The organism is Citrobacter sp. Cf132 (assembly GCF_030333885.1).
GTDB classification, from domain to species: domain Bacteria; phylum Pseudomonadota; class Gammaproteobacteria; order Enterobacterales; family Enterobacteriaceae; genus Citrobacter; species Citrobacter freundii.
In genome coordinates, this window is sequence record NZ_JAOWFA010000023.1 from 72743 (window position 1) to 98692 (window position 25950).

Here is a 25950-nt window from a genome sequence, read left to right on the forward strand (position 1 = left end):
GTAAATTATTTCAACATACGCTCATCATTCTCTCCTGATAATGGTCGTCATTCCTATTTTAGGCTTTATTTACAGAAGTGAGCCATCGCGAAATTTTCAATTTTTGGAGGGATCGCGGTCAGATTTTATCATCTTGATATCCGACGTAATCATGGTTACTCACTCAGCCAGATGACGCCACTGGCTCGGCGTCATCCCGGTTTCGCGCGTGAACACCACCGAAAAGTAGTTACTGTCCTCAAAGCCGCAGCGCATGGAAATCTCACTAATCATCAACCGACTATGCTTGAGAAGATACTGCGCATGGCAAACCCGCACCTGGCGGAGATACTGGTTGATGGTCATGCCGGTCTGGCTGCGAAACTGCTGGCGCAAAACGCGCTCGCTGCACCGTTCGCGCTCGCAAAACTTATTCAGTTCGAACGCATGCTCATGGCTACCGGCTAACGCGGTGATCAGTTTATCCAGCAGCGTTTCGCTCGACGTCGCCGGGAGCGTATCCGTGGCATAACGATGCCGCTTAAGGTGGGTCACCAGTTGCCCGAACAGCAGCTCAGCCATGGTAAAAGCCTGCGCATCCCGTTGATTACTTTCATGCTCAAGCTGGCTTATCACCTGTCTGACCTGGCTCATGCCAACGCTACCGAGTCGCCAGTGCGGGTGCCTTGGCGCACCATCAAATCCGGGGATCGCCCCTTGCCAGTCAACATTCAGCGTCAACCGCTCCGGGCAGTAGATGATATTTTGCAAAACAAGGTCGTTTACGGAAGTGTAGGAGTGTTTATCTTCGGCGCGAATGTAAAACAGATCGCCACGGGTTATCCGGTACGGGCGATCGTTAAGGACATGCAGGCCATTACCGCGCCAGACCAGAACCAGCTCGCAAAACTCATGGGTATGCTCAGCAAAGACATCCTGCGGATAACGATCGGCCACGGCGACAGCCTGCTGCTCATGCGCAAAAAAGTCTGATTTCAGAAGGACCAGATGGTTCGCCATCACATCACCTCAACCTGAACGCTTGCCGGATGCGCTGCGCTTATCCGGCCTACCGGGCAGGGCATCTACGTAGGCCGGATAAGGCGCAGCCGCCATCCGGCATGAAAGGGTATGATTATCAGCAAACGGGCGGTAAAAAACGGTGATAGCTTTCGCGTTACTGCAGGCTGCTTCCCGCCATGAGATCGCGCCCCTGACGAATATCGCGTGGCGACCACTTGAACTCACGGCGAAAAAGCGTCGAAAAGTGGTTACTGTCGCCGAATCCGCAGAGATAAGCGATGTCTGTCACGCTATCATCACTGTGACGAAGCAGATGCCGAGCCTTGATCAGCCGCAAGCGGTTAAGGTAGCGCTGCGGCGTCAATCCGGTTTGCTGTTTGAGCTGGCGATGCAGAGTACGCAAAGAGAGGGAAAACTTCTCGGCCAGCGCCTCCCAACATACCTCGTCGGCAAAGTTATCCTCCAGCCACGCCATCAGCAGGTTAAGCCGCGCGTCGTTATCGGTCGCTGCTTCCATCAGGCTGCTTTTACGCAGCAGCACCAGCAGCTGCATAAACAGGATCTCGCGATTTGCCGCCGTTGGTGTATCCATCCCCTCACCGAGCGCTTCCATCTGCCCCACCAGTTGTCGAACCTGCTGCAACACACCCTGATTCACCCGCCAGTGCGAAGGATACTGCCCATTCTGTTCCTGAGGTAAAAGTTGATTCAGCCCAGCCAGAAATTGAAACGCATCCGGGGAGCGATACAACACATTGGTCAGGCACAGATTGTCAGTATGTTCATATAAATGCCGGTCATGATCGCGAACGAAACACACCGTACCGCCGCTGATGGTGTAAGGCTGTCCGTTGAACACATGGATCCCCGTTCCATGTTCGACCACCACAATTTCATGAAAATCATGATGATGTTCTGGAAACGCAGGTTGAGGAAGCCGCGGTTCAATAGCCACTGGCGCTTTACCTGTCGGAAAAAAATCCACGCAATGCAATATCGTCATGATGACATCCTTCCCGATCAAATGAACATGGCTGAATAGTAATTAAGGGTTATCACCCTCACCTTAAATTTTTGACGCCAAAGTGCGTAAACACGGTCAATTCTTCAAGAAATGGCGGGAAAGATCGGGAATTGCGGAAGACGTCACATCCGCTAAAACCGACCCTATTAATAGAAATTGTGAACAGCATCACGTTCACCTTTGCCATGTTGCCAGCCGCTAATTGTGGCTGTCACTGTCAAGAAGGTACGCGTTATCTGGGGTTCTTAGACTGAGTGCAATAAAACTCAGAAGGACCTCGCTATGACTTTTCGCCATTGTGTCGCAGTCGATCTCGGCGCATCCAGTGGGCGCGTAATGCTGGCGCGTTACGACAGTGAACACCGCACCCTGACGCTGCGTGAAATCCACCGCTTCGTGAACTGCCTGCAAAAAACAGACGGTTTTGACACCTGGGACATCGACAGCCTGGAAAACGATATTCGTCTTGGCCTGAAAAAAGTCTGCGATGAAGGCATTCGGATAGACAGCATCGGCATTGATACCTGGGGCGTGGATTACGTTCTGATCGATAACGTCGGTCAACGTGTCGGTCTGCCGGTCTCTTACCGTGACAGCCGCACAACCGGCATTATGGCGCAGGCGATGGCGCAGCCGGGTAAAGGTGAAATTTACCGCCGTAGCGGCATTCAGTTTCTACCCTTTAACACCCTGTATCAGTTGCGTGCGCTGGTTGAACAGCAGCCAGAACTGCTCCCGCAGGTGGCCCATGCCCTGCTGATCCCCGACTACTTCAGCTTTCGCCTGACCGGCAAAATGAACTGGGAATACACCAATGCCACCACCACCCAGTTAGTCAATATTAATACCGACGACTGGGATGACACTCTGCTGGCGTGGACCGGAGCAGACAAAGCCTGGTTTGGTCGTCCGACACATCCGGGGAACGTAATTGGTCACTGGATTTGCCCGCAGAAAAATCAAATTCCGGTCGTAGCCGTCGCCAGTCACGACACGGCCAGCGCGGTCATAGCTTCTCCGCTGGCCGACAAAAACAGCGCCTATCTCTCTTCCGGGACCTGGTCGCTGATGGGCTTTGAGAGCAGAACGCCGTATACCAACGATGCGGCGCTGGCGGCGAATATCACCAACGAAGGCGGCGCGGAAGGGCGCTACCGTGTCCTGAAAAATATTATGGGGCTGTGGCTGCTCCAGCGCGTATTAAAAGAGCGCCAGATTTCCGACCTGCCAACGCTTATCAGCCAAACGCAAGCGCTGCCGGCCTGTCAATTCCTGATAAACCCGAACGACGACCGCTTTATCAACCCCGACGATATGAGTGCAGAAATTCAGGCAGCATGCCGTGAATCAGGCCACCCCGTACCCCTGCAAAACGCCGAACTGGCGCGCTGTATCTTCGACAGCCTGGCGTTGCTGTACGCCGACATCCTGCAAGAGCTGGCACAACTGCGTGGTGCAGCATTTAGCCAACTGCACATTGTCGGTGGCGGCTGCCAGAACACCTTACTGAACCAGTTGTGTGCAGATGCCTGCGGTATTCGCGTGGTATCCGGGCCAATTGAGGCCTCCACGCTCGGCAATATTGGCATCCAGCTGATGACGCTGGACGAGCTGAACAACGTTGATGATTTCCGTCAGGTGGTGCGCGCTAACTACGAACTGACCACCTTCATTCCCAATCCTGAAAGTGAAATTGCCCGCTACCAGGCGCAGTTTCAATCACTACGACAGACAAAGGAGCTTTGCGCATGACCACTCAACTTGAACAAGCCTGGGAACTGGCAAAACTGCGTTTCGCCGCGGTAGGCATTGATGTCGAGGCGGCCTTACGCCAGCTCGATCGTCTGCCGGTCTCCATGCACTGCTGGCAGGGCGATGATGTCGCCGGTTTCGAAAATCCGGAAGGTTCGCTCACTGGCGGTATTCAGGCTACCGGTAACTATCCGGGTAAAGCGCGTAACGCCACCGAACTGCGGGCCGATCTGGAGCAGGCGCTGAGCCTGATTCCGGGTCCAAAACGTCTGAATTTGCACGCGATCTATCTGGAATCTGATACGCCGGTTGCCCGCGACCAAATCAAACCTGAGCACTTTAAAAACTGGGTGGAGTGGGCGAAAGCGAATCAGTTAGGACTGGATTTCAACCCATCCTGCTTCTCACACCCGCTGAGCGCCGACGGTTTCACGCTGGCCCACGCCGATGACACCATTCGCCAGTTCTGGATCGATCACTGCAAAGCCAGCCGTCGCGTCTCGGCGTATTTTGGCGAGCAGTTGGGTACGCCATCAGTGATGAACATCTGGATCCCGGATGGCATGAAAGATATCACCGTTGATCGTTTAGCGCCGCGCCAGCGTCTGCTGGATGCGCTGGACGAAGTGATCAGCGAGAAACTAGACCCGGCGCACCATATCGATGCCGTCGAAAGCAAGCTGTTTGGCATCGGTGCGGAAAGCTACACCGTGGGCTCTAACGAGTTCTACATGGGTTACGCCACCAGTCGCCAGACGGCGCTGTGTCTGGATGCGGGTCACTTCCATCCGACCGAAGTGATTTCCGACAAAATCTCCGCCGCCATGCTGTACGTGCCGCGCCTGCTGCTGCATGTCAGCCGTCCAGTGCGTTGGGACAGCGATCACGTGGTGCTGCTGGATGATGAAACGCAGGCGATTGCCAGCGAGATCGTGCGCCACAACCTGTTTGACCGCGTACACATCGGCCTCGACTTCTTCGACGCCTCCATTAACCGCATCGCCGCGTGGGTGATCGGTACCCGCAATATGAAAAAAGCCCTGCTGCGCGCGCTGTTAGAACCGACCGAGCAACTGCGCCAGCTCGAAGCCAGCGGCGACTACACCGCACGCCTGGCTCTGCTGGAAGAGCAAAAATCGCTGCCGTGGCAGGCCGTCTGGGAGATGTATTGCCAGCGTCACGACACGCCAGCGGGCAGCCAGTGGCTGGACAGCGTGCGCACTTATGAAAAAGAGATTTTGAGCAAACGTAGCTAACCGTGACGCCAGGCTTGTAGGCCGGATAAGACGCCCCGCGTCGCCATCCGGCAATGAATGAAACACGATTGCCGGATGGTGCTTCGCTTATCCGGCCTACGTAAGACCCGATAACGTTCGGGCACTAAACAGGAACACCGAACATGCAAAACATTACTACTTCCTGGTTCGTCCAGGGGATGATAAAAGCCACTTCTGATGCGTGGCTGAAAGGCTGGGACGAGCGTAACGGCGGTAACCTGACGCTGCGTCTTGATGAAGCAGATATCGCGCCATTTAGCGCCGATTTCCACGAAAAACCACGCTATATCGCGCTGAGTCAGCCGATGCCGCTGCTGGCGAATACGCCGTTTATCGTCACCGGTTCGGGGAAATTTTTCCGCAACGTCCAGCTCGATCCAGCAGCCAATTTGGGCGTGGTGAAAATCGACAGCGACGGTGCGGGCTACCACATCCTCTGGGGCCTGACTCACGAGGCTGTACCGACCTCTGAACTGCCGGCTCACTTCCTCTCTCACTGCGAACGCATTAAAGCGACGAACGGTAAAGACCGCGTGATCATGCACTGCCATGCCACCAACCTGATCGCTCTGACCTACGTGCTGGAAAACAACACCGCGCTGATTACCCGCAAGCTGTGGGAAGGCAGCACCGAGTGCCTGGTGGTGTTCCCGGATGGCGTTGGCATTCTGCCGTGGATGGTGCCAGGTACAGATGAAATTGGTCAGGCGACCGCCGAGGAAATGCAGAAACACTCGCTGGTACTGTGGCCATTCCACGGCGTGTTCGGCAGTGGACCCACCCTCGACGAAGCGTTCGGTTTGATCGATACCGCAGAGAAATCTGCAGAAGTTTTAGTCAAAATCTATTCGATGGGCGGTATGAAGCAGACCATTACGCGTGAAGAGCTGATCGCACTTGGCAAACGCTTCGGCGTGACGCCGCTGGCCAGCGCACTGGCATTGTAAGGAGAATAATGATGAGCTTTATGTTGGCACTGCCAAAAATTAGCCTGCATGGCGCCGGCGCGATTGCCGATATGGTGAACCTCGTGGCGAATAAGCAATGGGGTAAAGCGCTGATCGTCACCGATGGTCAACTGGTAAAACTGGGCCTGCTGGATAGCCTGTTTGCCGCGCTGGATGAACATCAGATGTCTTACCACCTGTTTGATGAAGTGTTTCCAAACCCGACGGAAGAGCTGGTGCAGAAAGGTTTCGCGGCGTATCAGGACGCAGAATGTCACTACATTATTGCCTTCGGTGGCGGTAGCCCGATCGATACCGCTAAAGCGGTGAAGATCCTGACCGCCAACCCCGGCCCTTCTACCGCTTACTCCGGCGTAGGCAAAGTGAAAAATGCAGGTGTACCGCTGGTCGCCATCAATACCACCGCCGGAACGGCAGCAGAGATGACCAGCAACGCGGTCATTATCGACTCTGCCCGTAAGGTCAAAGAGGTGATCATCGACCCGAATATCATCCCGGATATCGCCGTGGATGACGCCAGCGTCATGCTGGACATTCCGGCATCCGTCACCGCCGCAACCGGTATGGACGCCTTAACCCACGCGGTGGAAGCCTATGTTTCCGTTGGTGCGCATCCGCTCACCGACGCTAACGCGCTGGAAGCGATTCGCCTGATCAACCTGTGGCTACCAAAAGCGGTCGACGACGGTCATAACCTCGAAGCTCGTGAGCAAATGGCGTTTGGTCAGTATCTGGCGGGGATGGCATTTAATAGCGCTGGCCTGGGTCTGGTACATGCGTTGGCACATCAGCCGGGCGCAACCCATAATCTGCCACACGGCGTCTGCAACGCCATCCTGCTGCCGGTAATCGAAAACTTTAACCGCCCGAACGCCGTGGCGCGCTTTGCCCGCGTGGCGCAGGCGATGGGCGTCGATATCCGTGACATGAGCGATGAAGCGGCAAGTATGGAGGCCATCAACGCGATTCGTGCACTCAGCAAGCGTGTCGGTATTCCTGCGGGCTTTAGTTCACTTGGCGTGACGAAAGAGGATATTGAGGGCTGGCTGGATAAAGCGTTGGCCGATCCGTGTGCGCCGTGCAACCCGCGCACCGCCAGCCGCGACGAGGTCCGCGAGCTGTATCTGGAGGCGTTATGATTCGCAAGGCCTTTATAATGAAGGTGAATGCCGACGCGCACGTTGAGTACCAGCGTCGTCATAACCCCATCTGGCCAGAACTGGAAACAGTGCTGAAAGAACACGGCGCCCATCACTACGCGATTTATCTCGACGAGGAGCGCAATCTGCTGTTCGCCACCGTTGAGATTGAGTCCGAAGAACGCTGGAATGCCGTTGCCAGCACCGACGTTTGCCAACGTTGGTGGAAGCATATGCGTGACGTAATGCCAGCAAACCCAGACAACAGTCCGGTCAGCGCAGAGCTAAAAGAAGTGTTTTATTTGCAGTAGTCTTGTAGGCCGGATAAGGCGCTAACGCGCCGCATCCGGCACAACGCAACATAACAGTTAGTTCTGCTCAGAAACCAGAATCGCCTGGGTGTCAGGCTCCAGCGCTTTAAAGATATGCGCCTGGTCAGCGGGGTAACAAATATAGTCGCCCTCGCCTAACTCCTCCGGTGCTTCCGTCAATCCCACCATCGCCTTACCCTGCGTCACGATGATGTGTTCAACCGATCCCGGCGGATGCGGCTGTGAAATCCGATCCGCGCCCGGCTGCGTCAGCAGCAGATAGATATCCCGCCGTGCCCCCGGTGGGCAGGCGGCCAGTAAAATGGCCTGATAGTGGGCCTGCTCAGCCACGACTTTTGTTCCTTCGCCACGGCGAATCACCTGCGTTTTTTGTTCCTGTGGTTCCAGCAGGCGCGCAAAGGGAATATCCAACGCCACACACAGCGACCAGAGCGTTTCCAGGCTAGGATTGCCATTGCCCGCTTCCAATTGCGAGAGTGTCGATTTTGCAATCCCTGCGCGACGGGCAATCTCTGCCAGTGACAAACCGGTGCGCTGACGTTCACGCACCAGGCTTTTCGCGATCATACTGATGGGCTGGGTCATTCACGACTCCATGTTCTTTATATCGAACGAATCGTTCGACTTGTAATATTGACTGGTCGCGTTCATTATAATGGAAATTCGTTCGATATGGCTAAAATGGTATGCAACATTATTTTTCCAGTCTCAAAAGCGACACAATAAAAGCAATATTTTTAGTCTGTCTGGCCGTCGGCGTAGTCGGCATGTCATACGGCTCGCTGGCAATGGCCTACGGCTTCCCGCTGTGGGTACCGTTTGTGCTCTCTATTACCGTGCTGGCGGGTGCATCCGAGTTTATGTTTATCGGCATCGTCGCCAGCGGCGGTAACCCACTGGCGGCTGCGGCTGCCGGTTTACTGGTCAACGCCCGACACGTCCCGTTTGGCGTCACGGTGCGCGATCTTGTGGGCTCCCGGGCTGCGAGTTTCCTCGGTTGTCATATCATGAACGACGAAAGCGTAGTATTCGGCCTGTCGCAAAAAACGCCCGAACAACGTAAAGCAGCCTATTGGCTGTGCGGTCTGGGCGTCGCGATTTTCTGGCCTGTTGGCACACTGATCGGCGCGGGCGTCGGCAAACTGCTCCCCGCCCCAGAAACCATCGGTCTGGATGCCGTCTTCCCTGCTATTTTATTGGCCTTAGTGGTCCCGGCCTTTAAAAACCGCACCACGCTGATTCGCGCCTGTAGCGGTGCCGGGTTGTCGCTTGCCGCCATCCCCTTTGCGCCGGTCGGTTTACCGGTTTTGCTCTCACTGTTTGGCTTACTGACGAGGAAAAAATAATGGGCAACATGACGCTGTTTATCATCGGTATCGCCATCTTATCTCTGGGAACCTATTTAATGCGTTTAGGCGGAGCGAAGCTTGGGGGTCGTTTAGCGTTCTCGGAACGCTCGCAGGCGCTGCTTTCCGACGCCGCAACGGTATTACTGTTCTCCGTTGCGCTGGCGACCACCTTTTACGAAGGCGAACACTTTGCCGGTATGGCGCGGGTTCTTGGGGTTGGCTTCGCGGTATTTCTCGCCTGGCGCAAGCTGCCGCTAATTGTGGTGATCGTTGCCGCCGCGGTGGTGACCGCATTGCTGAGAATAGCGGGCATAAACTAAAAAAGCGCCTCAAGGGCGCTCTTTCGACAGTACTGAGGTATCTTATTTCAGCAGTTCAGCAGTCATGTGCACGCGGTTGCCGGTGTAAGCCTGAGTGATTTTATAATCGCTGGCGCCTGCACGTTCAGCCTGGGCGGCAATTTTTGCTTCAGCACTTTCCAGCGTAGAACCGGTTGCGGTAACTGTCTGAGCAGCGAAAGAACCGAAAGAAGTAGCCAGAGCGATAACTGCGACAAAAGTTTTGATGCTTTTCATGATATAAACCCTTTAACTTAGTTGTTTGAGTAAGGCACCGTGCCTTGATGTGATAAATAATAGCCCTCACATCGCACAACTAAAAGCGGAAGGATTTGCCAGTCTTATTCAAAATAATTGAATGCTTGTTTTTCAGCTATCAGACGCTCGGGGTGTGTATAAATCGTCGCCCTGCCCGGTTTGCAAAAGCCCACCAGCGTCAGGTTGCAGCGCTCGGCAACTTCTACCGCCAGCGTTGTCGCTGCAGAAACAGCAAACAGGATCTCCACGCCGCACATCGCCGACTTCTGCACCATCTCGTAGCTGGCGCGGCTGGAGACTAATACCGCACCCTGTTGCCAGGTTTCGCCTTCGATTGCGCGTCGCCCCAGCAGTTTATCCAGCGCAACATGACGCCCAACATCTTCATGCCCGCCCGCCAGATGACCTGACGGCTGTACCCAGGCAGCCGCGTGCGTGCAGCCTGTCAGTTGCCCCACGGGTTGAAAATCATTGAGATGTCGTAAAGCGTGATCGAGATTCACCAGATCGAATGTCTGGGTAAACGGCAGCGGCTGGACTGGCTTGCCAATGTCATTGAGCTGCTCCACGCCACAAACGCCGCAACCGGTGCGACCGGCCAGCGCGCGACGACGCTCCTTCAGCCCCATAAATCGACGACTGGACAGCTCAACCTGCACTTCTAATCCGTTACAGGAAGGAACCACTTCCATTGCGTAGATATCCTGTGGGCGCTCAATAATGCCTTCAGAAAGTGAAAAGCCCATCGCAAAGTGCTCAAGATCTTTCGGTGACGCCATCATCACCACGTGCGAAATCCCGTTGTAAACCAGCGCAACCGGTACTTCTTCAGCGACGACATCCGGCTGAGGATGTTGCAAATCCTCGCGTTTCCAGAGGGTCAACTGGCGCGATCCTGTCAAAGTCGTCACATTTTTGATGTTTTCTCGAATAATCTTATTCACTTTCTTTTAACCATATTGGAACACGCATACCAACATTGTGGTATTCTTTACAAACCCCTCCTGGACGGAGGGAAATTCACCCAATTCTGGACCTTTGCGGTCCCGTCCGCAAAGAAAAATAACAACCACTTCCCTCACGCTCGAGTAACGGAAAAGTGAGGGAACGTGACAATGTCGAAAAAGGAGCAAACCATGCAGGTCAGCAGAAGGCAGTTCTTTAAGATCTGCGCTGGCGGTATGGCAGGCACCACGGCAGCGGCACTGGGTTTTGCACCCGGCGTAGCGCTCGCGGAAACACGGCAATATAAACTGCTGCGTACTCGCGAAACCCGTAACACCTGCACTTACTGTTCCGTTGGCTGTGGACTGTTAATGTACAGTCTCGGTGACGGAGCAAAAAACGCCAAAGCATCCATCTTCCATATCGAAGGGGACCCGGATCACCCGGTTAACCGTGGCGCGCTGTGCCCGAAAGGGGCAGGACTTGTGGACTTCATCCACTCCGAAAGTCGCCTGAAATTCCCGGAATACCGCGCACCAGGCTCTGATAAGTGGCAACAGATAAGCTGGGATGAGGCATTTGACCGCATCGCTAAGCTGATGAAAGAAGACCGCGACGCAAACTACGTTGCACAAAACGCCGAAGGCGTAACCGTTAACCGCTGGCTTTCCACTGGGATGCTGTGTGCTTCCGCTTCCAGTAACGAAACCGGCTATTTAACGCAAAAATTCTCCCGCGCGCTCGGTATGCTCGCGGTCGATAACCAGGCACGCGTCTGACACGGACCAACGGTAGCAAGTCTTGCTCCAACATTTGGTCGCGGTGCGATGACCAACCACTGGGTCGACATTAAAAACGCCAACCTCGTTGTGGTGATGGGCGGTAACGCCGCTGAAGCTCACCCGGTCGGATTCCGCTGGGCGATGGAAGCTAAAATTCACAACGGCGCGAAGCTGATTGTGATCGATCCGCGCTTTACGCGAACCGCAGCGGTGGCTGATTTCTATGCGCCGATTCGTTCCGGTACTGACATTGCTTTCCTGTCAGGCGTCTTGCTGTACCTGCTGAACAACGAAAAATTCAACCGCGAATACACTGAGGCCTATACCAACGCCAGCCTGATCGTGCGTGAGGATTACGGTTTCGAAGATGGCCTGTTCACTGGCTACGACGCGGACAAACGCAAGTATGACAAAACCAGCTGGAACTACGAGCTGGATGAAAAAGGCTTCGCCAAACGCGATGTCACCCTGCAACACCCGCGCTGCGTGTGGAACCTGCTGAAACAGCACGTCTCCCGCTACACGCCGGACGTTGTAGAAAATATCTGCGGTACGCCAAAGGCTGACTTCCTGAAGGTCTGTGAGTACATCGCAGAAACCAGTGCCAAAGATAAAACCGCGTCGTTCCTGTACGCCCTTGGCTGGACACAACACTCCGTAGGTGCGCAGAACATCCGTACCATGGCGATGATCCAGTTGCTGCTTGGCAACATGGGGATGGCCGGCGGCGGTGTTAACGCCCTGCGCGGTCACTCCAACATTCAGGGTCTGACCGACTTAGGCCTGCTGTCACAAAGCCTGCCGGGCTATATGACGCTGCCGAGCGAAAAACAGACTGACCTGCAAACCTACCTTGCCGCCAACACGCCAAAACCGTTGCTGGAAGGTCAGGTGAACTACTGGGGCAACTACCCGAAATTCTTCGTCTCAATGATGAAAGCCTTCTTTGGCGATAAAGCGACAGCGGAAAACAGCTGGGGCTTCGACTTGCTGCCGAAGTGGGATAAAGGGTACGACGTGCTGCAGTACTTCGAGATGATGAACCAGGGCAAAGTGAATGGCTATATCTGCCAGGGCTTTAACCCGGTCGCGTCATTCCCGAATAAAAACAAGGTCGTGGCTTCACTGTCCAAACTGAAATTCCTGGTCACCATCGACCCGCTCAACACCGAGACCTCCACCTTCTGGCAGAACCACGGTGAGTCGAACGATGTGGACCCGTCGAAAATCCAGACCGAAGTATTCCGTCTGCCATCCACCTGCTTCGCCGAAGAGAACGGTTCTATCGTTAACTCCGGTCGCTGGTTGCAGTGGCACTGGAAAGGCGCGGACGCCCCGGGGATTGCCGTTACCGATGGTGAAATCCTCGCCGGTATCTTCCTGCGCATGCGCAAGATGTATGCCGAGCAGGGTGGCGCGAACCCGGAACAGGTGCTGAGCATGACCTGGAACTACTCCACACCACACGAACCGGCTTCGGAAGAAGTGGCGATGGAGAGCAACGGTAAAGCGCTGGCCGACATTACCGACCCGGCAACAGGTGCAATCATCGTCAAGAAAGGCCAACAGCTTAGCTCGTTCGCCCAACTGCGTGACGACGGCACCACTTCCAGTGGCTGTTGGATTTTTGCCGGTAGCTGGACGCCGGAAGGCAACCAGATGGCACGTCGCGATAACGCCGACCCATCAGGCCTTGGCAACACGCTGGGCTGGGCATGGGCGTGGCCGCTCAACCGACGCATTCTGTATAACCGCGCTTCCGCTGATCCGCAGGGGAATCCGTGGGATCCAAAACGTCAGATCCTGAAATGGGATGGGGCGAAATGGAGCGGGATGGATATTCCGGACTACAGCGCCGCCGCACCTGGCAGCAACGTTGGTCCGTTCATCATGCAACCGGAAGGGATGGGACGCCTGTTTGCTATCGATAAGATGGCGGAAGGTCCGTTCCCGGAACACTACGAGCCGTTTGAAACGCCGCTGGGGACTAACCCGCTGCACCCGAACGTTATCTCTAACCCTGCCGCGCGCATCTTTAAAGGTGACGCGGAAGCACTGGGTAAAGCAGATAAATTCCCGTACGTCGGTACGACCTATCGTCTGACCGAGCACTTCCACTACTGGACCAAGCATGCGCTGCTCAATGCCATCGCACAGCCGGAACAGTTTGTGGAAATTGGCGAGAAGCTGGCGAATAAGCTCGGTATCTCTCATGGCGATACCGTCAAAGTCTCCTCTAACCGCGGCTACATTAAAGCCAAAGCAGTGGTGACTAAACGTATTTGCACGCTGAAGGCCAACGGTCAGGATATCGACACCATCGGTATTCCGATTCACTGGGGCTACGAAGGTGTGGCGAAAAAAGGCTTTATCGCTAACACGTTAACGCCATTCGTCGGTGATGCGAACACGCAGACGCCGGAATTTAAGTCCTTCCTCGTGAACGTGGAAAAGGTGTAACGGAGACGACCTATGGCTTATCAATCGCAAGACATCATTCGTCGTTCCGCCACTAACGGTTTCACCCCCGCGCCTCAGGCGCGGGACCATCAGGAAGAGGTGGCGAAGCTTATCGACGTCACCACCTGTATCGGCTGTAAAGCGTGTCAGGTGGCGTGTTCAGAATGGAACGACATCCGTGATGAAGTGGGCAACAACGTTGGGGTGTACGACAACCCAGCTGATTTGACCGCTAAATCCTGGACGGTAATGCGCTTCTCAGAAGTGGAACAGAACGACAAACTGGAGTGGCTTATCCGCAAGGATGGCTGTATGCACTGTGCCGATCCGGGCTGCCTGAAGGCGTGTCCGGCTGAAGGCGCAATCATTCAGTATGCCAACGGTATCGTCGACTTCCAGTCCGAGCAGTGTATCGGCTGTGGCTACTGTATCGCAGGCTGTCCGTTCGACGTGCCGCGCCTCAACCCGGAAGACAACCGCGTCTACAAATGTACGCTGTGCGTTGACCGTGTCGTAGTCGGTCAAGAACCGGCCTGCGTGAAAACCTGCCCAACCGGCGCGATTCATTTCGGTACTAAAGAGTCGATGAAAACGCTGGCAGGCGAGCGTGTGGCGGAGCTGAAAACGCGTGGTTACGAAAACGCGGGTCTGTACGATCCGGCAGGCGTTGGCGGTACGCACGTCATGTACGTATTGCACCATGCTGACAAGCCGAATCTGTATCACGGCCTGCCGGAGAACCCGGAAATCAGCGCCACCGTGAAATTCTGGAAAGGCATCTGGAAACCTCTCGCAGCCGTCGGCTTTGCAGCGACATTTGCGGCCAGTATCTTCCACTACGTCGGTGTAGGCCCGAACCGCGCGGAAGAGGAAGAAGACAACCTGCATGAAGAAAAAGACGAGGTGCGCAAATGAAACGACGTGACACCATCGTGCGCTACACGGCGCCGGAACGCATCAACCACTGGATCACTGCCTTCTGCTTCATTCTGGCGGCAGTGAGCGGGATGGGCTTTCTCTTCCCGTCTTTTAACTGGCTGATGCACATCATGGGCACTCCGCAACTGGCGCGAATTGTGCACCCGTTTGTCGGCGTGATCATGTTTGCCTCGTTTATCATCATGTTTTTCCGTTACTGGCACCACAATCTAATCAATCGGGATGATATCTTTTGGGCGAAGAATATTCGTAAGATTGTCGTCAACGAGGAAGTAGGTGACACGGGACGTTATAACTTCGGCCAGAAATGCGTATTCTGGGCGGCGATTATCTTCCTGGTCCTGTTGCTGGTGAGCGGAGTGGTCATCTGGCGTCCGTATTTTGCACCTGCTTTCTCAATCCCGGTGATCCGATTCGCGTTAATGCTGCATTCATTTGCCGCAGTAGCGCTAATTGTGGTTATCATGGTGCACATTTACGCCGCCCTTTGGGTGAAAGGCACCATTACCGCGATGGTGGAAGGATGGGTTACCAGCTCATGGGCGAAGAAACATCACCCGCGCTGGTACCGTGAAGTCCGCCAGAAACAGGAAAAGTCATCTGAATGAGTATTCGCATAATCCCGCAAGATGAGCTGGAGAAGAGCGAGAAACGCACGGCGGATATGATTCCGCCGTTATTATTCCCCAGACTCAAAAATTTGTATAACCGCCGTGCTGAGCGCCTGCGCGAGTTGGCCGAGAACAACCCGCTGGGCGACTACCTGCGCTTTGCCGCGCTGATCGCCCACGCGCAGGAAGTGGTGCTGTACGACCATCCGCTGCAGATGGATCTGACCGCGCGCATCAAAGAAGCGAACGATCAGGGCAAACCGCCGCTGGATATCCACGTCCTGCCACGCGACAAGCACTGGCAAAAGCTGCTGCAGTCGTTGATTGCTGAGCTGAAGCCAGAGATGAGCGGTCCCGCGTTAGCGGTGATCGAGAATCTGGAAAAAGCCTCAGAGCAAGAACTGGAGCTGATGGCCAGCGCGCTGTTTGCCTCTGATTTTGCCTCCGTCAGCAGCGACAAAGCACCGTTCATTTGGGCTGCCCTGTCGCTCTACTGGGCGCAGATGGCAAGCCTGATCCCCGGCAAAGCCCGTGCGGAATACGGTGAACAGCGTCAGTACTGCCCGGTGTGTGGTTCAATGCCGGTCTCCAGCATGGTGCAAATCGGTACCACCCAGGGTCTGCGTTATCTGCACTGCAACCTGTGCGAAACCGAGTGGCACGTGGTGCGCGTGAAGTGCAGCAACTGCGAGCAGAGCCGTGATTTGAACTACTGGTCACTGGATAACGAACAGGCGGCAATCAAAGCTGAAAGCTGCGGCGACTGCGGGACATACCTGAAGATTCTCTATCAGGAAAAAGACCCGAAAGTCGAAACCGTGGCCGACGATCTCGCTTCACTGATGCTGGACGCGCACATGGAGCAAGAGGGCTTTGCCCGCAGCTCCATCAACCCGTTCCTGTTCCCGGGTGAAGGGGAGTAAGTTCTTCGCACTACCGGGCGGCGTAAGTCGCCCGGGTTATAATGTATACGGTGTGACCACACCGGATAGGCCTGCAAAATCCTTAGTATTTCGCGTAACCAGCGTAAGACGATGAATCTGTGCTGTTGCCAAAATAATGGCATCCGGCAATTTCATCCCATATTCCTGTCTGATACTCACGCTTCGTTCAGCAATATCCTGTGAAACGCCGATCACGTTAAAAGCACCTAGCGCAACACGAGTACGGGCTTCCTGATGGTGTTTTTTTGCACCCACCATCACCTCCATCCATGTAATGAGGCTGATTGCATTCTGCGGCGGCCATGTTTCTATCGCTAGTTTTGCTTCATTTCTCCCACTAAACAGATCGATGAGGATGTTGGTATCAAAAAGCGCGGATCCTTTGACCATTACCATTCCTCACGGAGTTTACGCTGGTATTCAACACCATCTTCCTCACAGCCTTGCCACAGCCCAAGAGCACGTGAAATTGTGGTTTCAGCCTGATCCTGTCTCTCAAGATACTGTTCAACGGCCTCCCGTAAAAGTTCTGCTCGCGGCAGGTTGCGCTGCACCTTGAGATCATCAAGACGTTTAATCACTTCATCTGATAAATCGAGTAAAATTCTGCCCATATCCACCCCAGCCATCATACTCATATATACCTCCAGTATATCATCAGCGATTAATTTTCACACAACATACACCTGAAAAAAGCGAGAAAATAGCCTCCACGCGAACGATTTTTACTTTTGCGAGCCGCTTTCCAGATTCATTCCCACCCCTATTTTTCCCATTTTCATTCTTAGTAATCCAGGTTATAAACCTGTATATCCATACAGATAAGAGTATTTAAAAATGGCACTGGAAAGCGGGATTGCGCAGTTAGTTGAGGCATTTATCGCGGCGGGACGCCCTTCTTCCCGTGAGCAAAATATTGATGACCGGAGAGCGGCCTATATTGCCAGTACGGCGCTGGCCGGAGAAACTGAAACCCGCGTACAGGCTGAAGATATTGAACTCGATGCCATGGCATTTCGCGTTATTTCGCCGCGGGACAGCACGGGAAATCTCCCCTGCGTTATCTATTATCACGGCGGCTGCTTTGTCAGCGGTGGATTTGCCACACATGATAACCAGCTAAGGCAACTCGCCTGGTACAGCGGCTGTCGGGTCATTGCGGTGCAGTATCGTCTCGCACCAGAGCATACCTTCCCGGCAGCACATAACGATGCTGAAACCGGGGCCAACATTATCTGGAAGTATGCCCAGAAACTGGGAGTAGACCGGGACAACATTACGCTTGCTGGCGACAGCGCAGGTGGACACCTGGCGCTGGTCACCGCACTACGCCTGAAAGCTACCAGGCAATGGCAACCTACGCAGCTTATGCTGATTTACCCAATGCTGGACGCAACCGCCAGCTTTGCGAGCTATGACCATAATGGACGGGATTACATTATCACTCGCGACACACTGCTTTCGGGCTACGAAATGTATATGCCGAAAACCGATCCATTACATCCCGAAGTCAGCCCACTCTGGCGCAAAGACTTCAACGGTTTACCGCCCACGCACATCATTACTGCTGAATTCGACCCACTGCGAGATGAGGGTGAAGCCCTGTATCAACGGTTCCTGAAGCAAGGCGTGGAGTGCTCTTGCCAACGCTATCTCGGCGTCATCCACGGTTTTTTCCAGTTGGCAGGGGTGAGCCCGGCGGCACGAAATGTGATGCGAGATGTGGCCTGGCGGCTTGGCCAATAAGGATGTTCATGAGTTCTGAAATTAAGGAAGGTACCCGTCAATACAATTATCGACAGCATGCGATTTTTATCAAAATGCGGATTATGGCATTTTCATAATCCGCATTTTACATCAGCAAATGAACCCAACATTACATTTTAGCCAGAGGACCTACTCTTCCTCGTTACCGCCTTCTTCATATGCGCCAAACGGTTTCGCAGGTAGCACAATGTAAGTACCTTCAAACACGACGCCCGGAGTGTCATCGCCAAACACCCCGACCTGCATCTGAACGCGCGCCTTGCGACCTCTTGCCAGGCGGTCAAGGTCACCGCTCAACGACCCCAGATCGGCAATAGCAGTTGGTTTCCCGGTGATCGGCCTGCTGTATCGGATATGCGCGTCGGCCAGGATTATTGTCCCACCCAGATGACGCTCGCGCAGCATCAGCCAGATAAGTCCCCAGCCCGTTAGCGTAGCCAGTGAAAACAGGCTACCGGCAAACAGGGTATGGTGCGGATTCTGATTGCCTGTCTCGGGCATCGTGGTGATAAATTTCTGCCCAGTGTACTGCTGAATGCGTACGCCCATTTTCTCACTCAATGGAATATGTTCGTACCAGGCTTGTTGTAACTGTCCGCACCAGTCACCGCGATGGAGAATATCGTCCAGCGTCGCAATGGGCTTAATCATCAAAAAGTGGCGCACCGGCGTGGTTTGCGGCGTGGTGATTTCCCCCTGGCTCACAAAACCGAGCTTGGCGAAAAATTCGACCGCATCTTCACGGGCACTACAGGTTACGCGTTTGACCCCTTCCTGACGCGCCACAGACTCCAGAGTCATCGCCATCAGCGTGCCCAACCCTTTCTCTTGCACGGAAGGGTCTACGGCCATAAAGCGTATGGAAGCTTCATTATCCGCATTGATATACAGACGCCCTACCGCAACCAGATTCCCCTCTTCGTCCACCACCATCTGGTGATGCGCCATCGCGTCCCAGGCATCCCGTTCGGAGCCTTTTGGCTGGTGCAATGGTTTACGCAGCATCTCCCAGCGAAACTGGTAGTAACGCTCCAATTCTTCTTCTGTTTGCGGTACTCGAAGGTGATACATAGTCGTATTCTCTCTTGTTGTCCGCGGCCATACCGGTAGCTGGTTCATACTTGTAACCAGAACGTCACCGGGCCATCATTAACCAGTGAAACCTGCATATCCGCAGCGAATCGACCGGTTTGCGTATTCATTTCCTGTTGGCGGCAACGCTCAACAAAGTATTCATACAGCGCTTCTGCATGCTCGGGCGCTGCGCCTTTCGAAAACCCCGGGCGCATGCCACGCTCGGTATCTGCCGCCAGCGTAAACTGTGAAACCACCAGCACGCTGCCGCCTGACTGCTGCACGTTGAGGTTCATTTTACCTTCGGCATCGCTAAAGATTCGATAACCGAGTACACGCTCGCACAGGCGATTCGCTTTCTGTTCGTCATCATCCCTTTCGACACCTAACAGGACCAAAAGTCCTGGGCCAATTTCACCCGTCACCTCGCCCTCCACGGTGACGCTGGCACGGGTTACGCGCTGAATTAATGCAATCATGGTTGCTCTGCTTCTTCTTCTTTTGCGGCTTGTTTAAGTTTGCGGTATTCCCCGAGAGTGACAGTTATTTCCGCGCCTAGCAAGACGATACACCAGGTCCAGTATACCCAGACAAATAAAATGGGGATCACCGCCAGAACACCGTAAATGAGCTGATAAGACGGGAACATCGTGATATAGAGCGCAAATCCTTTCTTTCCGGCTTCGAACAACACAGCAGCCACAAAGGCACCAATAACCGCATCACGGTTGGGTACACGCGTAGTCGGTACAATGCTGTAAAGCAGCCAGAACGAGAGCCAGGAAAGCACCAGCGGGAAAATACGCAGGACGTTATCAATCACCGTGTTGAGATCGCTGGCCCAGCGCAATGACAACAGATAAGAGCTGATCGCCAGACTGGCCCCCGCCAACAGCGGCCCCAGCGTTAAAATCATCCAGTAGACGGCGAAAGAGTAAACTTTAGGGCGAGTACGCTTACTGCGCCAGATAGTATTCAACGCATTATCAATGGCATACATCAACAATAACGCTGTGACAATCAGCCCGCATGCCCCGACTGCCGTCATTTTGTTCGAGTTGGCGACAAACTGTTCGATATAACGTTGAATGACGTCTCCCGTCGCCGGGATAAAGTTTGCGAAAATAAAATGACGTAACTGGACACTGACGTCGGAAAACATCGGAAATGCGGCGAAAAGCGCAAATACGACGGCAATAAGCGGCACTAATGAGAGCAATGAAACGTAGGCAAGATTCCCTGCCAGCGTCGTCAAGTTGTCCTCATCAATCCGCTGCCATAGTAGCTTCAGCCAGTCTCGGACAGGACGCGTATGATGCCTGGCTTGCTGCTGAACATTTTTTAGCATAACAACGTCGCGAAATAGTCAGGAATGGTCTTTTTATCGACGACCTGGATACTGGTGATCCCTAACCGGTTAGCCCCTTCAATATTATCGGCGTTATCGTCAAAAAAGACCGCATCGTGCGCAGAAAAACCTTCAGACTGCAGGACGTGCTGGTAAATCCGCGCTTCCGGTTTACGCATGCCCAGTTCCTGGGAAAGGTAAATATGGTCAGCAGCCTGACGGATCTCGGGATATTCATCCGGCCAAAACGTGGTGTGCAGGCGGTTGGTATTCGACAAGACGACCACCCGATGCCCCTGCTCACGCAGCTTTTGCATGATGTCGATGACCTCAGGGCGCAAGGCGACAAAAACGGCCTGCCAGCCGTGAGAGAACTGCTCGTAACTTAGCGGCAGCGCCATCTCATGACATAGCGCCTCGGCAAAGGCTTCATCCGTTATTTCACCTCGCTCGTGCTGGTGAAAAGCCTCCCCCATGGTGAAACTTTGCTTTAGCGAAGCCAACGGTACACGACTTAGATCGCTCCATGTGCCCAACACGCGGTTGAAGTCGATATCGACAATCACATTACCCAAATCAAAGATATAGAGCATGCCCTTCTCCTTATTCGCCGTGGATGAATAACTGTAGCGGGAAAGGAGAAGTTTGACTATGCGAGAGTGATGGCTACGAACTTATCAAGCCATCATTAGAAGGAATTACACGGCCAGAGCATCATCCTGTGAAGGACTCACCTGCACAATTTCAACCTGCTGTGACTGGAGTAAATTGTGTAATGCCGGACCTGGGTATTCATCAGTAAACAACGCAGTCACCTGAGACACGTTACCAATTTCTACCGCGGCAGAAGCCGTATATTTCGTATGATCCGCTGCCAGCAGAATGTGTCTTGAATGGGACATCATCGTTTTCACTACGCTGGCTTCATTGACATCAAACTCCAGCAGCGCGCCATCACTTTCGATCGCACCAACGCTGGTAACCAAGTAGTCGGCCCGAAAATCAGCCACAAATGCTGAAGCAGAAGGGCCAATGATGCCGCTGTTGTGCGGGCGTAACGTTCCACCTGGTACCATAACTTCAAAACGTGGGTTGTTATACAGAATGTGCGCCACGCGTAGGCTGTTGGTAATAATGCGCAAATGATTATGGTTTAACAGCGCGCGGGCCACCTGCTCAACGGTGGTGCCAATGGTAATAAACACCGTTGATCCATCGGGAATGTAGTCAGCCACCGCTTCCGCGATGGCCTTCTTCTCTTCCGTCCAGGAAACTTCACGCTGCTCAAACGCCGTATTCACCACGCTGGAGGCTCTGCCCGCGCCACCATGATGACGCGTAATTAATCCCTGCTCGCTGAGTTTACGAATATCACGACGCACAGTTTGCGTGGACACGTCCAGCAGGCTCGCCAGCTCGTCGATATTCATATAACCGCGCTCGCTAATCAGCATCAACAGCTGATCGTGCCGCGGGTTACCGGTCAGTTCGGTAAGACTCATGAAATTTCCTCGAAAAACCATTGCCCTGGCATTTTATACAAAAAGTGACAGAAAAGATCGGGTTTGATCACAGTCAGGGATTCCGGCCCTTCCTCCCGGGCGAGTGCATTTTAACGCAGCAACCCCACTGGCAAACCTGACGGCCTCTTCTGGAGCATCGCCACCCGCCAGGCTGAATGCGAGCGCACCGTGGAAAACATCCCCAGCTCCCGTAGTATCCACAACATCGACTTTAAATCCAGATTGATGCTGCAACGTATTATTTTTTATCCAGTCACAGCCTTCGCTCCCTCGTGTCACATAGACATGACCATTTGTGAGCGTTTTTGCTTTTTTAAGTCCAGCTTCAGAATCATTTATCCCGGTTAAACGCGCCAGACCCGGTTCAGAGAACGCCGCATGATCGCTCAACGCCACCAGCTCACTGATATCTTGTGGCGTGACGTCACCATCCAGTACCGTCATCACTCCCGCCCGACGCGCCTGCGTGAACGCCTGCCTGGCGCCTTCGTGCCAGCGAACATCCGCCAACACCACATCCCACTGGGAAAAATCGATCTCATTCAGCCAGGCAGCATCCGGCAGTAAATCCGGGCTGGGATAGTTAACGATAATCCGTTCTCCTTGCGCATCAACCATAATTGCCGATTGCGAAGACTTTGCCCCCGCATAGCGCCGGGTGTAGCGGGTGTTTACCCCCAGGGATTCCAGCTCTGCCAGCAGGCTATTTCCGGTGTCGTCATCGCCCACACGGCCAATAAAGTCCACCTGCGCGCCCAGCTTCGCTGCAGCCACTGCGGCCGTTGCAGCAGGCCCGCCGCCCACTTCCGTATAACGCTTCGCCACATACTTACCTCCTTCGGTCGGTAAACCTTCCACGTAATAGATGCGATCCATCACGGCAATACCTACACAAGCAATACGAATCATGGTCATTCCTTAGGCGTTTCAAGATGGGATCATTTTAATTTCACAAAATGTTTAAAAAGTGACGGCTGTCAATTTTTTGACCATAAATTACAAATACGATCAAAAACAGACAAAAACAAACGACCTTAAATGACAAAAAATGACATCCACGTCTCAGGAGAACGTTATGGCAGTTATAGCATTTATCGGATTAGGTCAGATGGGTTCACCCATGGCGAGCAACTTGCTGAAGCAGGGTCATCAACTCAGCGTCTTTGACGTTAACCCGGATGCCGTTCAGCGCCTGGTGGAAAAAGGAGCCCAACCTGCCAGCAGCCCGGCTCAGGCAGTAAAAGGGGCAGAATTTGTCATCACAATGCTGCCAAACGGCGATCTGGTGCGCAGCGTACTGTTCGGCGAGCAGGGTATCTGTGAAAGCCTTTCCCCACAGGCATTAGTGATTGATATGTCGACTATTCACCCACTGCAAACCGACAAACTGATCGCCGATATGCGTGACAAAGGCTTCGACATGATGGATTGCCCGGTTGGACGTACCTCCGATCACGCTATCGCAGGAACGCTGTTGCTGCTGGCAGGTGGAACGGCACAGCAGGTAGAACGCGCCACACCGGTTCTGATGGCGATGGGTAATGAATTGATCAACGCAGGCGGTCCCGGCATGGGCATTCGCGTCAAGCTCATCAACAACTACATGAGCATCGCGTTAAACGCCTTGTCTGCTGAAGCCGCCGTGTTGTGCGAAGCGCTCGGCCTCTCCTTCGATGTGGCCTTGCAAGTCATGAGCGGCACTCCCGCCGGGAAAGGCCACTTCACTACCTCCTGGCCGAACAAAGTGCTGAAAGGCGATCTTTCCCCGGCCTTCATGATCGATTTAGCTCACAAGGATCTTGGCATCGCGCTGGACGTTGCCAACCAACTACATGTGCCGATGCCGCTCGGTGCCGCATCTCGCGAAGTCTATAACCAGGCACGCGCCGCTGGCCGTGGCCGGGAAGACTGGACGGCCATTCTTGAACAGGTTCGCGCATCCGCCGGGCTAAATAAACACACAGATAAGTAAGGACTGAACAATGACGAAGTACACCCTGAAAGATATCACCCGAGCTTCCGGCGGTTTTGCCATGCTGGCGGTCGATCAGCGCGAAGCCATGCGCTTAATGTTTGCCGCTGCGGGTGCAAAATCCCCGGTCAATGACAGCGTGCTGACCGATTTCAAAGTCAATGCGGCAAAGATCCTGTCCCCCTATGCCTCCGCCATTCTGGTCGATCAGCAGTTCTGCTACCGCCAGGTTGTAGAGCAAAACGCGGTAGCCAAAAGCTGCGCCATGATTGTGGCCGCTGATGAGTTTATTCCGGGTAACGGAATTCCGGTCGATAGCGTAGTGATTGATAAAAAAATCAACCCGCAGGCTGTGAAGCAAGATGGTGCTAAGGCTCTCAAACTGCTGGTGCTGTGGCGTAGCGATGAAGATGCCCAACAGCGCCTGGACATGGTGAAAGAATTCAATGAGTTATGCCATTCCAATGGGCTGCTGAGCATCATCGAGCCGGTTGTTCGCCCACCGCGTCGTGGCGATAAGTTCTGCCGTGAACAGGCCATCATCGATGCCGCGAAAGAGCTGGGCGACAGCGGTGCCGATCTCTACAAGGTCGAAATGCCGCTGTACGGCAAAGGAACCCAACAGGAATTGCTTAGCGCCTCTCAGCGCCTGAATGAAAACATCAACATGCCGTGGGTCATTCTCTCCTCTGGTGTGGATGAAAAACTGTTCCCACGCGCGGTCAGCGTAGCAATGACCGCAGGCGCATCCGGCTTCCTGGCCGGGCGTGCGGTCTGGTCATCCGTCGTGGGTCTGCCGGATACCGAACTGATGCTGCGTGATGTTTCCGCACCGAAGTTGCAGCGTCTGGGCGATATCGTCGACGAAATGATGGCCCGCCGCTAATAGAGGATCAAAGCATGAAATGGTTTAACACCCTAAGCCACAACCGCTGGCTGGAACAAGAAACCGATCGCATCTTTAACTTTGGTAAGAACGCGGCGGTGCCCACCGGGTTTGGTTGGTTAGGAAACAGTGGTCAGGTCAGAGCGGATATGGGAACACATCTGTGGATCACCGCCCGCATGCTGCACGTCTATTCCGTTGCCGCCTCCATGGGTCGCCCAGGTGCATATCAACTCGTCGACCACGGCATTAAGGCGCTGAACGGCGCGCTACGCGACACACGCTACGGCGGTTGGTACGCCTGCGTCAATGACGAAGGAGTGATGGATGCCTCCAAGCAGGGTTATCAGCATTTCTTCGTCTTACTTGGCGCGGCAAGCGCGGTCACTACCGGTCATCCACAGGCCAGAAAATTGCTGGATGACGCCATAGAGGTGATTGAGAAGTACTTCTGGAGCGAAGACGAACAAATGTGCCTGGAGTCCTGGGACGAAGCCTTCAGCCAGACAGAAGATTATCGCGGCGGCAACGCTAACATGCACGCGGTCGAGGCTTTCCTGATCGTGTATGACGTGACTCATGACCGTAAATGGCTCGATCGCGCACTGCGTATCGCTTCGGTGATTATTCACGACGTGGCCCGTAGCGGGGAGTACCGCGTCAATGAACACTTCGATTCACAGTGGAATCCAATCCGCGATTACAACAAGGACAACCCAGCTCACCGTTTCCGCGCCTACGGTGGCACGCCGGGTCACTGGATCGAGTGGGGCCGCCTGATGCTGCATCTACATGCCGCGCTGGAAGCTCGCTTCGAAACGCCTCCTGCCTGGCTGCTGGAAGATGCAAAAGGACTTTTCCACGCCACTATCCGCGACGCCTGGGCACCGGACGGCGCAGACGGTTTTGTCTATTCGGTGGATTGGGATGGCAAACCGATCGTTCGCGAAAGAGTGCGCTGGCCGATAGTCGAAGCGATGGGTACCGCCTACGCCCTGTACACCCTCACAGGCGACAGCCAGTACGAAGCCTGGTACCAGAAATGGTGGGATTACTGCATCACCTACCTGATGGATTACGAGACCGGTTCATGGTGGCAGGAGCTGGACACCGATAACAAGGTGACCACCAAAGTCTGGGACGGCAAGCAGGATATTTATCACCTGCTGCACTGCCTGGTGATCCCACGTCTGCCGCTGGCTCCGGGCCTTGCTCCGGCTGTTGCCGCCGGTCTGCTGGATATCAACGCTAAATAAGTAA

Annotated in this window: 28 protein-coding genes; 15 read left to right on the top strand and 13 right to left on the bottom strand. The window is 54.2% G+C overall.

Translation table 11 applies throughout. The features are described from left to right. Nucleotides 1-159: 159 nt before the first annotated feature. Nucleotides 160-999: an HTH-type transcriptional activator RhaR gene (gene rhaR / locus OGV85_RS00870; protein ID WP_061548029.1), complete on the bottom strand. Its 840-nt coding sequence runs from the start codon at nt 997-999 to the stop codon at nt 160-162. Nucleotides 1000-1156: 157 nt separating this feature from the next. Beyond that, a complete protein-coding gene (rhaS, locus tag OGV85_RS00875) occupies nt 1157-2005 on the bottom strand; it encodes an HTH-type transcriptional activator RhaS (RefSeq protein ID WP_057063173.1) in 849 nt (282 codons plus the stop codon). A 303-nt stretch (nt 2006-2308) separates the two neighbouring features. Here rhaS and rhaB point away from each other — a divergent pair, with 303 nt between their 5' ends. The 5 genes from rhaB to rhaM all read left to right on the top strand — a co-directional run bounded on the left by rhaB (nt 2309) and on the right by rhaM (nt 7473). Then, nucleotides 2309-3778: a rhamnulokinase gene (gene rhaB, locus OGV85_RS00880; protein ID WP_061548030.1), complete on the top strand. Its 1470-nt coding sequence runs from the start codon at nt 2309-2311 to the stop codon at nt 3776-3778. After that, nucleotides 3775-5034: an L-rhamnose isomerase gene (rhaA, locus tag OGV85_RS00885; protein WP_003028731.1), complete on the top strand. Its 1260-nt coding sequence runs from the start codon at nt 3775-3777 to the stop codon at nt 5032-5034. The genes rhaB and rhaA overlap by 4 nt, the downstream gene beginning before the upstream one ends. Before the next feature lie 143 nt (nt 5035-5177). After that, on the top strand, nt 5178-6002 hold the full coding sequence (gene rhaD / locus OGV85_RS00890) for a rhamnulose-1-phosphate aldolase (protein WP_046671346.1): 825 nt from the start codon (nt 5178-5180) through the stop codon (nt 6000-6002). An 11-nt stretch (nt 6003-6013) separates the two neighbouring features. Then, nucleotides 6014-7162 (top strand): lactaldehyde reductase, encoded by a 1149-nt coding sequence (fucO, locus tag OGV85_RS00895; RefSeq protein ID WP_032950685.1) that lies wholly within the window; start codon nt 6014-6016, stop codon nt 7160-7162. Beyond that, on the top strand, nt 7159-7473 hold the full coding sequence (gene rhaM / locus OGV85_RS00900) for an L-rhamnose mutarotase (protein ID WP_061548031.1): 315 nt from the start codon (nt 7159-7161) through the stop codon (nt 7471-7473). Before fucO ends, rhaM begins: the two co-directional genes overlap by 4 nt. A 57-nt stretch (nt 7474-7530) precedes the next feature. Here rhaM and OGV85_RS00905 read toward each other — a convergent pair whose 3' ends face one another. Next, nucleotides 7531-8079, bottom strand: a complete 549-nt coding sequence (locus OGV85_RS00905; protein ID WP_003028726.1) for a helix-turn-helix domain-containing protein — start codon at nt 8077-8079, stop codon at nt 7531-7533. Between the two features lie 101 nt (nt 8080-8180). Between OGV85_RS00905 and OGV85_RS00910 the strand changes: the two genes are divergently transcribed. Both OGV85_RS00910 and OGV85_RS00915 read left to right on the top strand, forming a co-directional pair. After that, complete coding sequence (locus OGV85_RS00910) at nt 8181-8840, top strand: AzlC family ABC transporter permease (protein WP_048220089.1); 660 nt, start codon at nt 8181-8183, stop codon at nt 8838-8840. Continuing rightward, nucleotides 8840-9163, top strand: a complete 324-nt coding sequence (locus OGV85_RS00915; RefSeq protein WP_003028717.1) for an AzlD domain-containing protein — start codon at nt 8840-8842, stop codon at nt 9161-9163. The genes OGV85_RS00910 and OGV85_RS00915 overlap by 1 nt, the downstream gene beginning before the upstream one ends. 42 nt (nt 9164-9205) lie before the next feature. Here OGV85_RS00915 and OGV85_RS00920 read toward each other — a convergent pair whose 3' ends face one another. Both OGV85_RS00920 and fdhD read right to left on the bottom strand, forming a co-directional pair. Continuing rightward, complete coding sequence (locus OGV85_RS00920) at nt 9206-9418, bottom strand: YdgH/BhsA/McbA family protein (RefSeq protein ID WP_003825262.1); 213 nt, start codon at nt 9416-9418, stop codon at nt 9206-9208. 104 nt (nt 9419-9522) lie between these two features. Then, a complete protein-coding gene (fdhD, locus tag OGV85_RS00925; RefSeq protein ID WP_072291313.1) occupies nt 9523-10383 on the bottom strand; it encodes a formate dehydrogenase accessory sulfurtransferase FdhD in 861 nt (286 codons plus the stop codon). Nucleotides 10384-10575: 192 nt separating this feature from the next. On the opposite strand from fdhD, the gene fdnG reads away from it, so the two are divergent. Genes fdnG through fdhE form a run of 4 tightly spaced genes read left to right on the top strand, consistent with a single transcriptional unit; the run spans nt 10576 to nt 16099 of the window. Further along, nucleotides 10576-13626: a formate dehydrogenase-N subunit alpha gene (fdnG, locus tag OGV85_RS00930; protein WP_156485351.1), complete on the top strand. Its 3051-nt coding sequence runs from the start codon at nt 10576-10578 to the stop codon at nt 13624-13626. Nucleotides 13627-13638: 12 nt separating this feature from the next. Beyond that, the gene (gene fdoH / locus OGV85_RS00935; protein WP_003028691.1) at nt 13639-14541 is read left to right on the top strand and encodes a formate dehydrogenase O subunit beta; all 903 of its coding nucleotides are present in this window, start codon (nt 13639-13641) and stop codon (nt 14539-14541) included. Continuing rightward, entirely contained in the window at nt 14538-15173 is a 636-nt protein-coding gene (gene fdoI / locus OGV85_RS00940) for a formate dehydrogenase cytochrome b556 subunit (RefSeq protein WP_003028686.1), read from the top strand. Before fdoH ends, fdoI begins: the two co-directional genes overlap by 4 nt. Beyond that, the gene (gene fdhE / locus OGV85_RS00945) at nt 15170-16099 is read left to right on the top strand and encodes a formate dehydrogenase accessory protein FdhE (RefSeq protein WP_286552912.1); all 930 of its coding nucleotides are present in this window, start codon (nt 15170-15172) and stop codon (nt 16097-16099) included. Before fdoI ends, fdhE begins: the two co-directional genes overlap by 4 nt. Before the next feature lie 36 nt (nt 16100-16135). Here fdhE and OGV85_RS00950 read toward each other — a convergent pair whose 3' ends face one another. Both OGV85_RS00950 and OGV85_RS00955 read right to left on the bottom strand, forming a co-directional pair. Next, nucleotides 16136-16510 carry a type II toxin-antitoxin system VapC family toxin gene (locus OGV85_RS00950; protein ID WP_061548034.1) on the bottom strand — a complete coding sequence of 125 codons (375 nt, stop codon included), beginning with the start codon at nt 16508-16510 and terminating at the stop codon, nt 16136-16138. After that, the gene (locus OGV85_RS00955) at nt 16510-16752 is read right to left on the bottom strand and encodes a ribbon-helix-helix domain-containing protein (RefSeq protein WP_162009218.1); all 243 of its coding nucleotides are present in this window, start codon (nt 16750-16752) and stop codon (nt 16510-16512) included. Before OGV85_RS00955 ends, OGV85_RS00950 begins: the two co-directional genes overlap by 1 nt. 205 nt (nt 16753-16957) lie before the next feature. Here OGV85_RS00955 and OGV85_RS00960 point away from each other — a divergent pair, with 205 nt between their 5' ends. Further along, nucleotides 16958-17866 carry an alpha/beta hydrolase gene (locus OGV85_RS00960; protein WP_003028676.1) on the top strand — a complete coding sequence of 303 codons (909 nt, stop codon included), beginning with the start codon at nt 16958-16960 and terminating at the stop codon, nt 17864-17866. A 150-nt stretch (nt 17867-18016) separates the two neighbouring features. Here OGV85_RS00960 and fabY read toward each other — a convergent pair whose 3' ends face one another. From fabY to OGV85_RS00990, 6 genes are all read right to left on the bottom strand, one after another. Then, nucleotides 18017-18958 carry a fatty acid biosynthesis protein FabY gene (gene fabY, locus OGV85_RS00965; RefSeq protein WP_003825286.1) on the bottom strand — a complete coding sequence of 314 codons (942 nt, stop codon included), beginning with the start codon at nt 18956-18958 and terminating at the stop codon, nt 18017-18019. Nucleotides 18959-19002: 44 nt separating this feature from the next. Then, nucleotides 19003-19440, bottom strand: coding sequence for a D-aminoacyl-tRNA deacylase (gene dtd / locus OGV85_RS00970; protein WP_003840439.1), 438 nt, complete (start codon nt 19438-19440; stop codon nt 19003-19005). Then, nucleotides 19437-20309 (bottom strand): virulence factor BrkB family protein, encoded by an 873-nt coding sequence (locus OGV85_RS00975; RefSeq protein WP_286552916.1) that lies wholly within the window; start codon nt 20307-20309, stop codon nt 19437-19439. Before OGV85_RS00975 ends, dtd begins: the two co-directional genes overlap by 4 nt. After that, nucleotides 20303-20902, bottom strand: a complete 600-nt coding sequence (yihX, locus tag OGV85_RS00980) for a glucose-1-phosphatase (protein ID WP_003028663.1) — start codon at nt 20900-20902, stop codon at nt 20303-20305. Before yihX ends, OGV85_RS00975 begins: the two co-directional genes overlap by 7 nt. Nucleotides 20903-21007: 105 nt before the next feature. After that, on the bottom strand, nt 21008-21811 hold the full coding sequence (locus OGV85_RS00985; RefSeq protein WP_003847907.1) for a DeoR/GlpR family DNA-binding transcription regulator: 804 nt from the start codon (nt 21809-21811) through the stop codon (nt 21008-21010). A gap of 33 nt (nt 21812-21844) precedes the next feature. Then, nucleotides 21845-22741 carry a sugar kinase gene (locus OGV85_RS00990; RefSeq protein ID WP_061548035.1) on the bottom strand — a complete coding sequence of 299 codons (897 nt, stop codon included), beginning with the start codon at nt 22739-22741 and terminating at the stop codon, nt 21845-21847. 166 nt (nt 22742-22907) lie between these two features. Between OGV85_RS00990 and yihU the strand changes: the two genes are divergently transcribed. From yihU to yihS, 3 genes are read left to right on the top strand one after another with little or no spacing between them, the layout of a single operon-like run. Next, nucleotides 22908-23804 (top strand): sulfolactaldehyde 3-reductase, encoded by an 897-nt coding sequence (gene yihU / locus OGV85_RS00995; RefSeq protein WP_008323155.1) that lies wholly within the window; start codon nt 22908-22910, stop codon nt 23802-23804. Between the two features lie 10 nt (nt 23805-23814). Further along, entirely contained in the window at nt 23815-24690 is an 876-nt protein-coding gene (gene yihT / locus OGV85_RS01000; RefSeq protein ID WP_003028656.1) for a sulfofructosephosphate aldolase, read from the top strand. 14 nt (nt 24691-24704) lie between these two features. Then, nucleotides 24705-25946: a sulfoquinovose isomerase gene (yihS, locus tag OGV85_RS01005; RefSeq protein WP_003028654.1), complete on the top strand. Its 1242-nt coding sequence runs from the start codon at nt 24705-24707 to the stop codon at nt 25944-25946. Nucleotides 25947-25950: the final 4 nt, after the last annotated feature.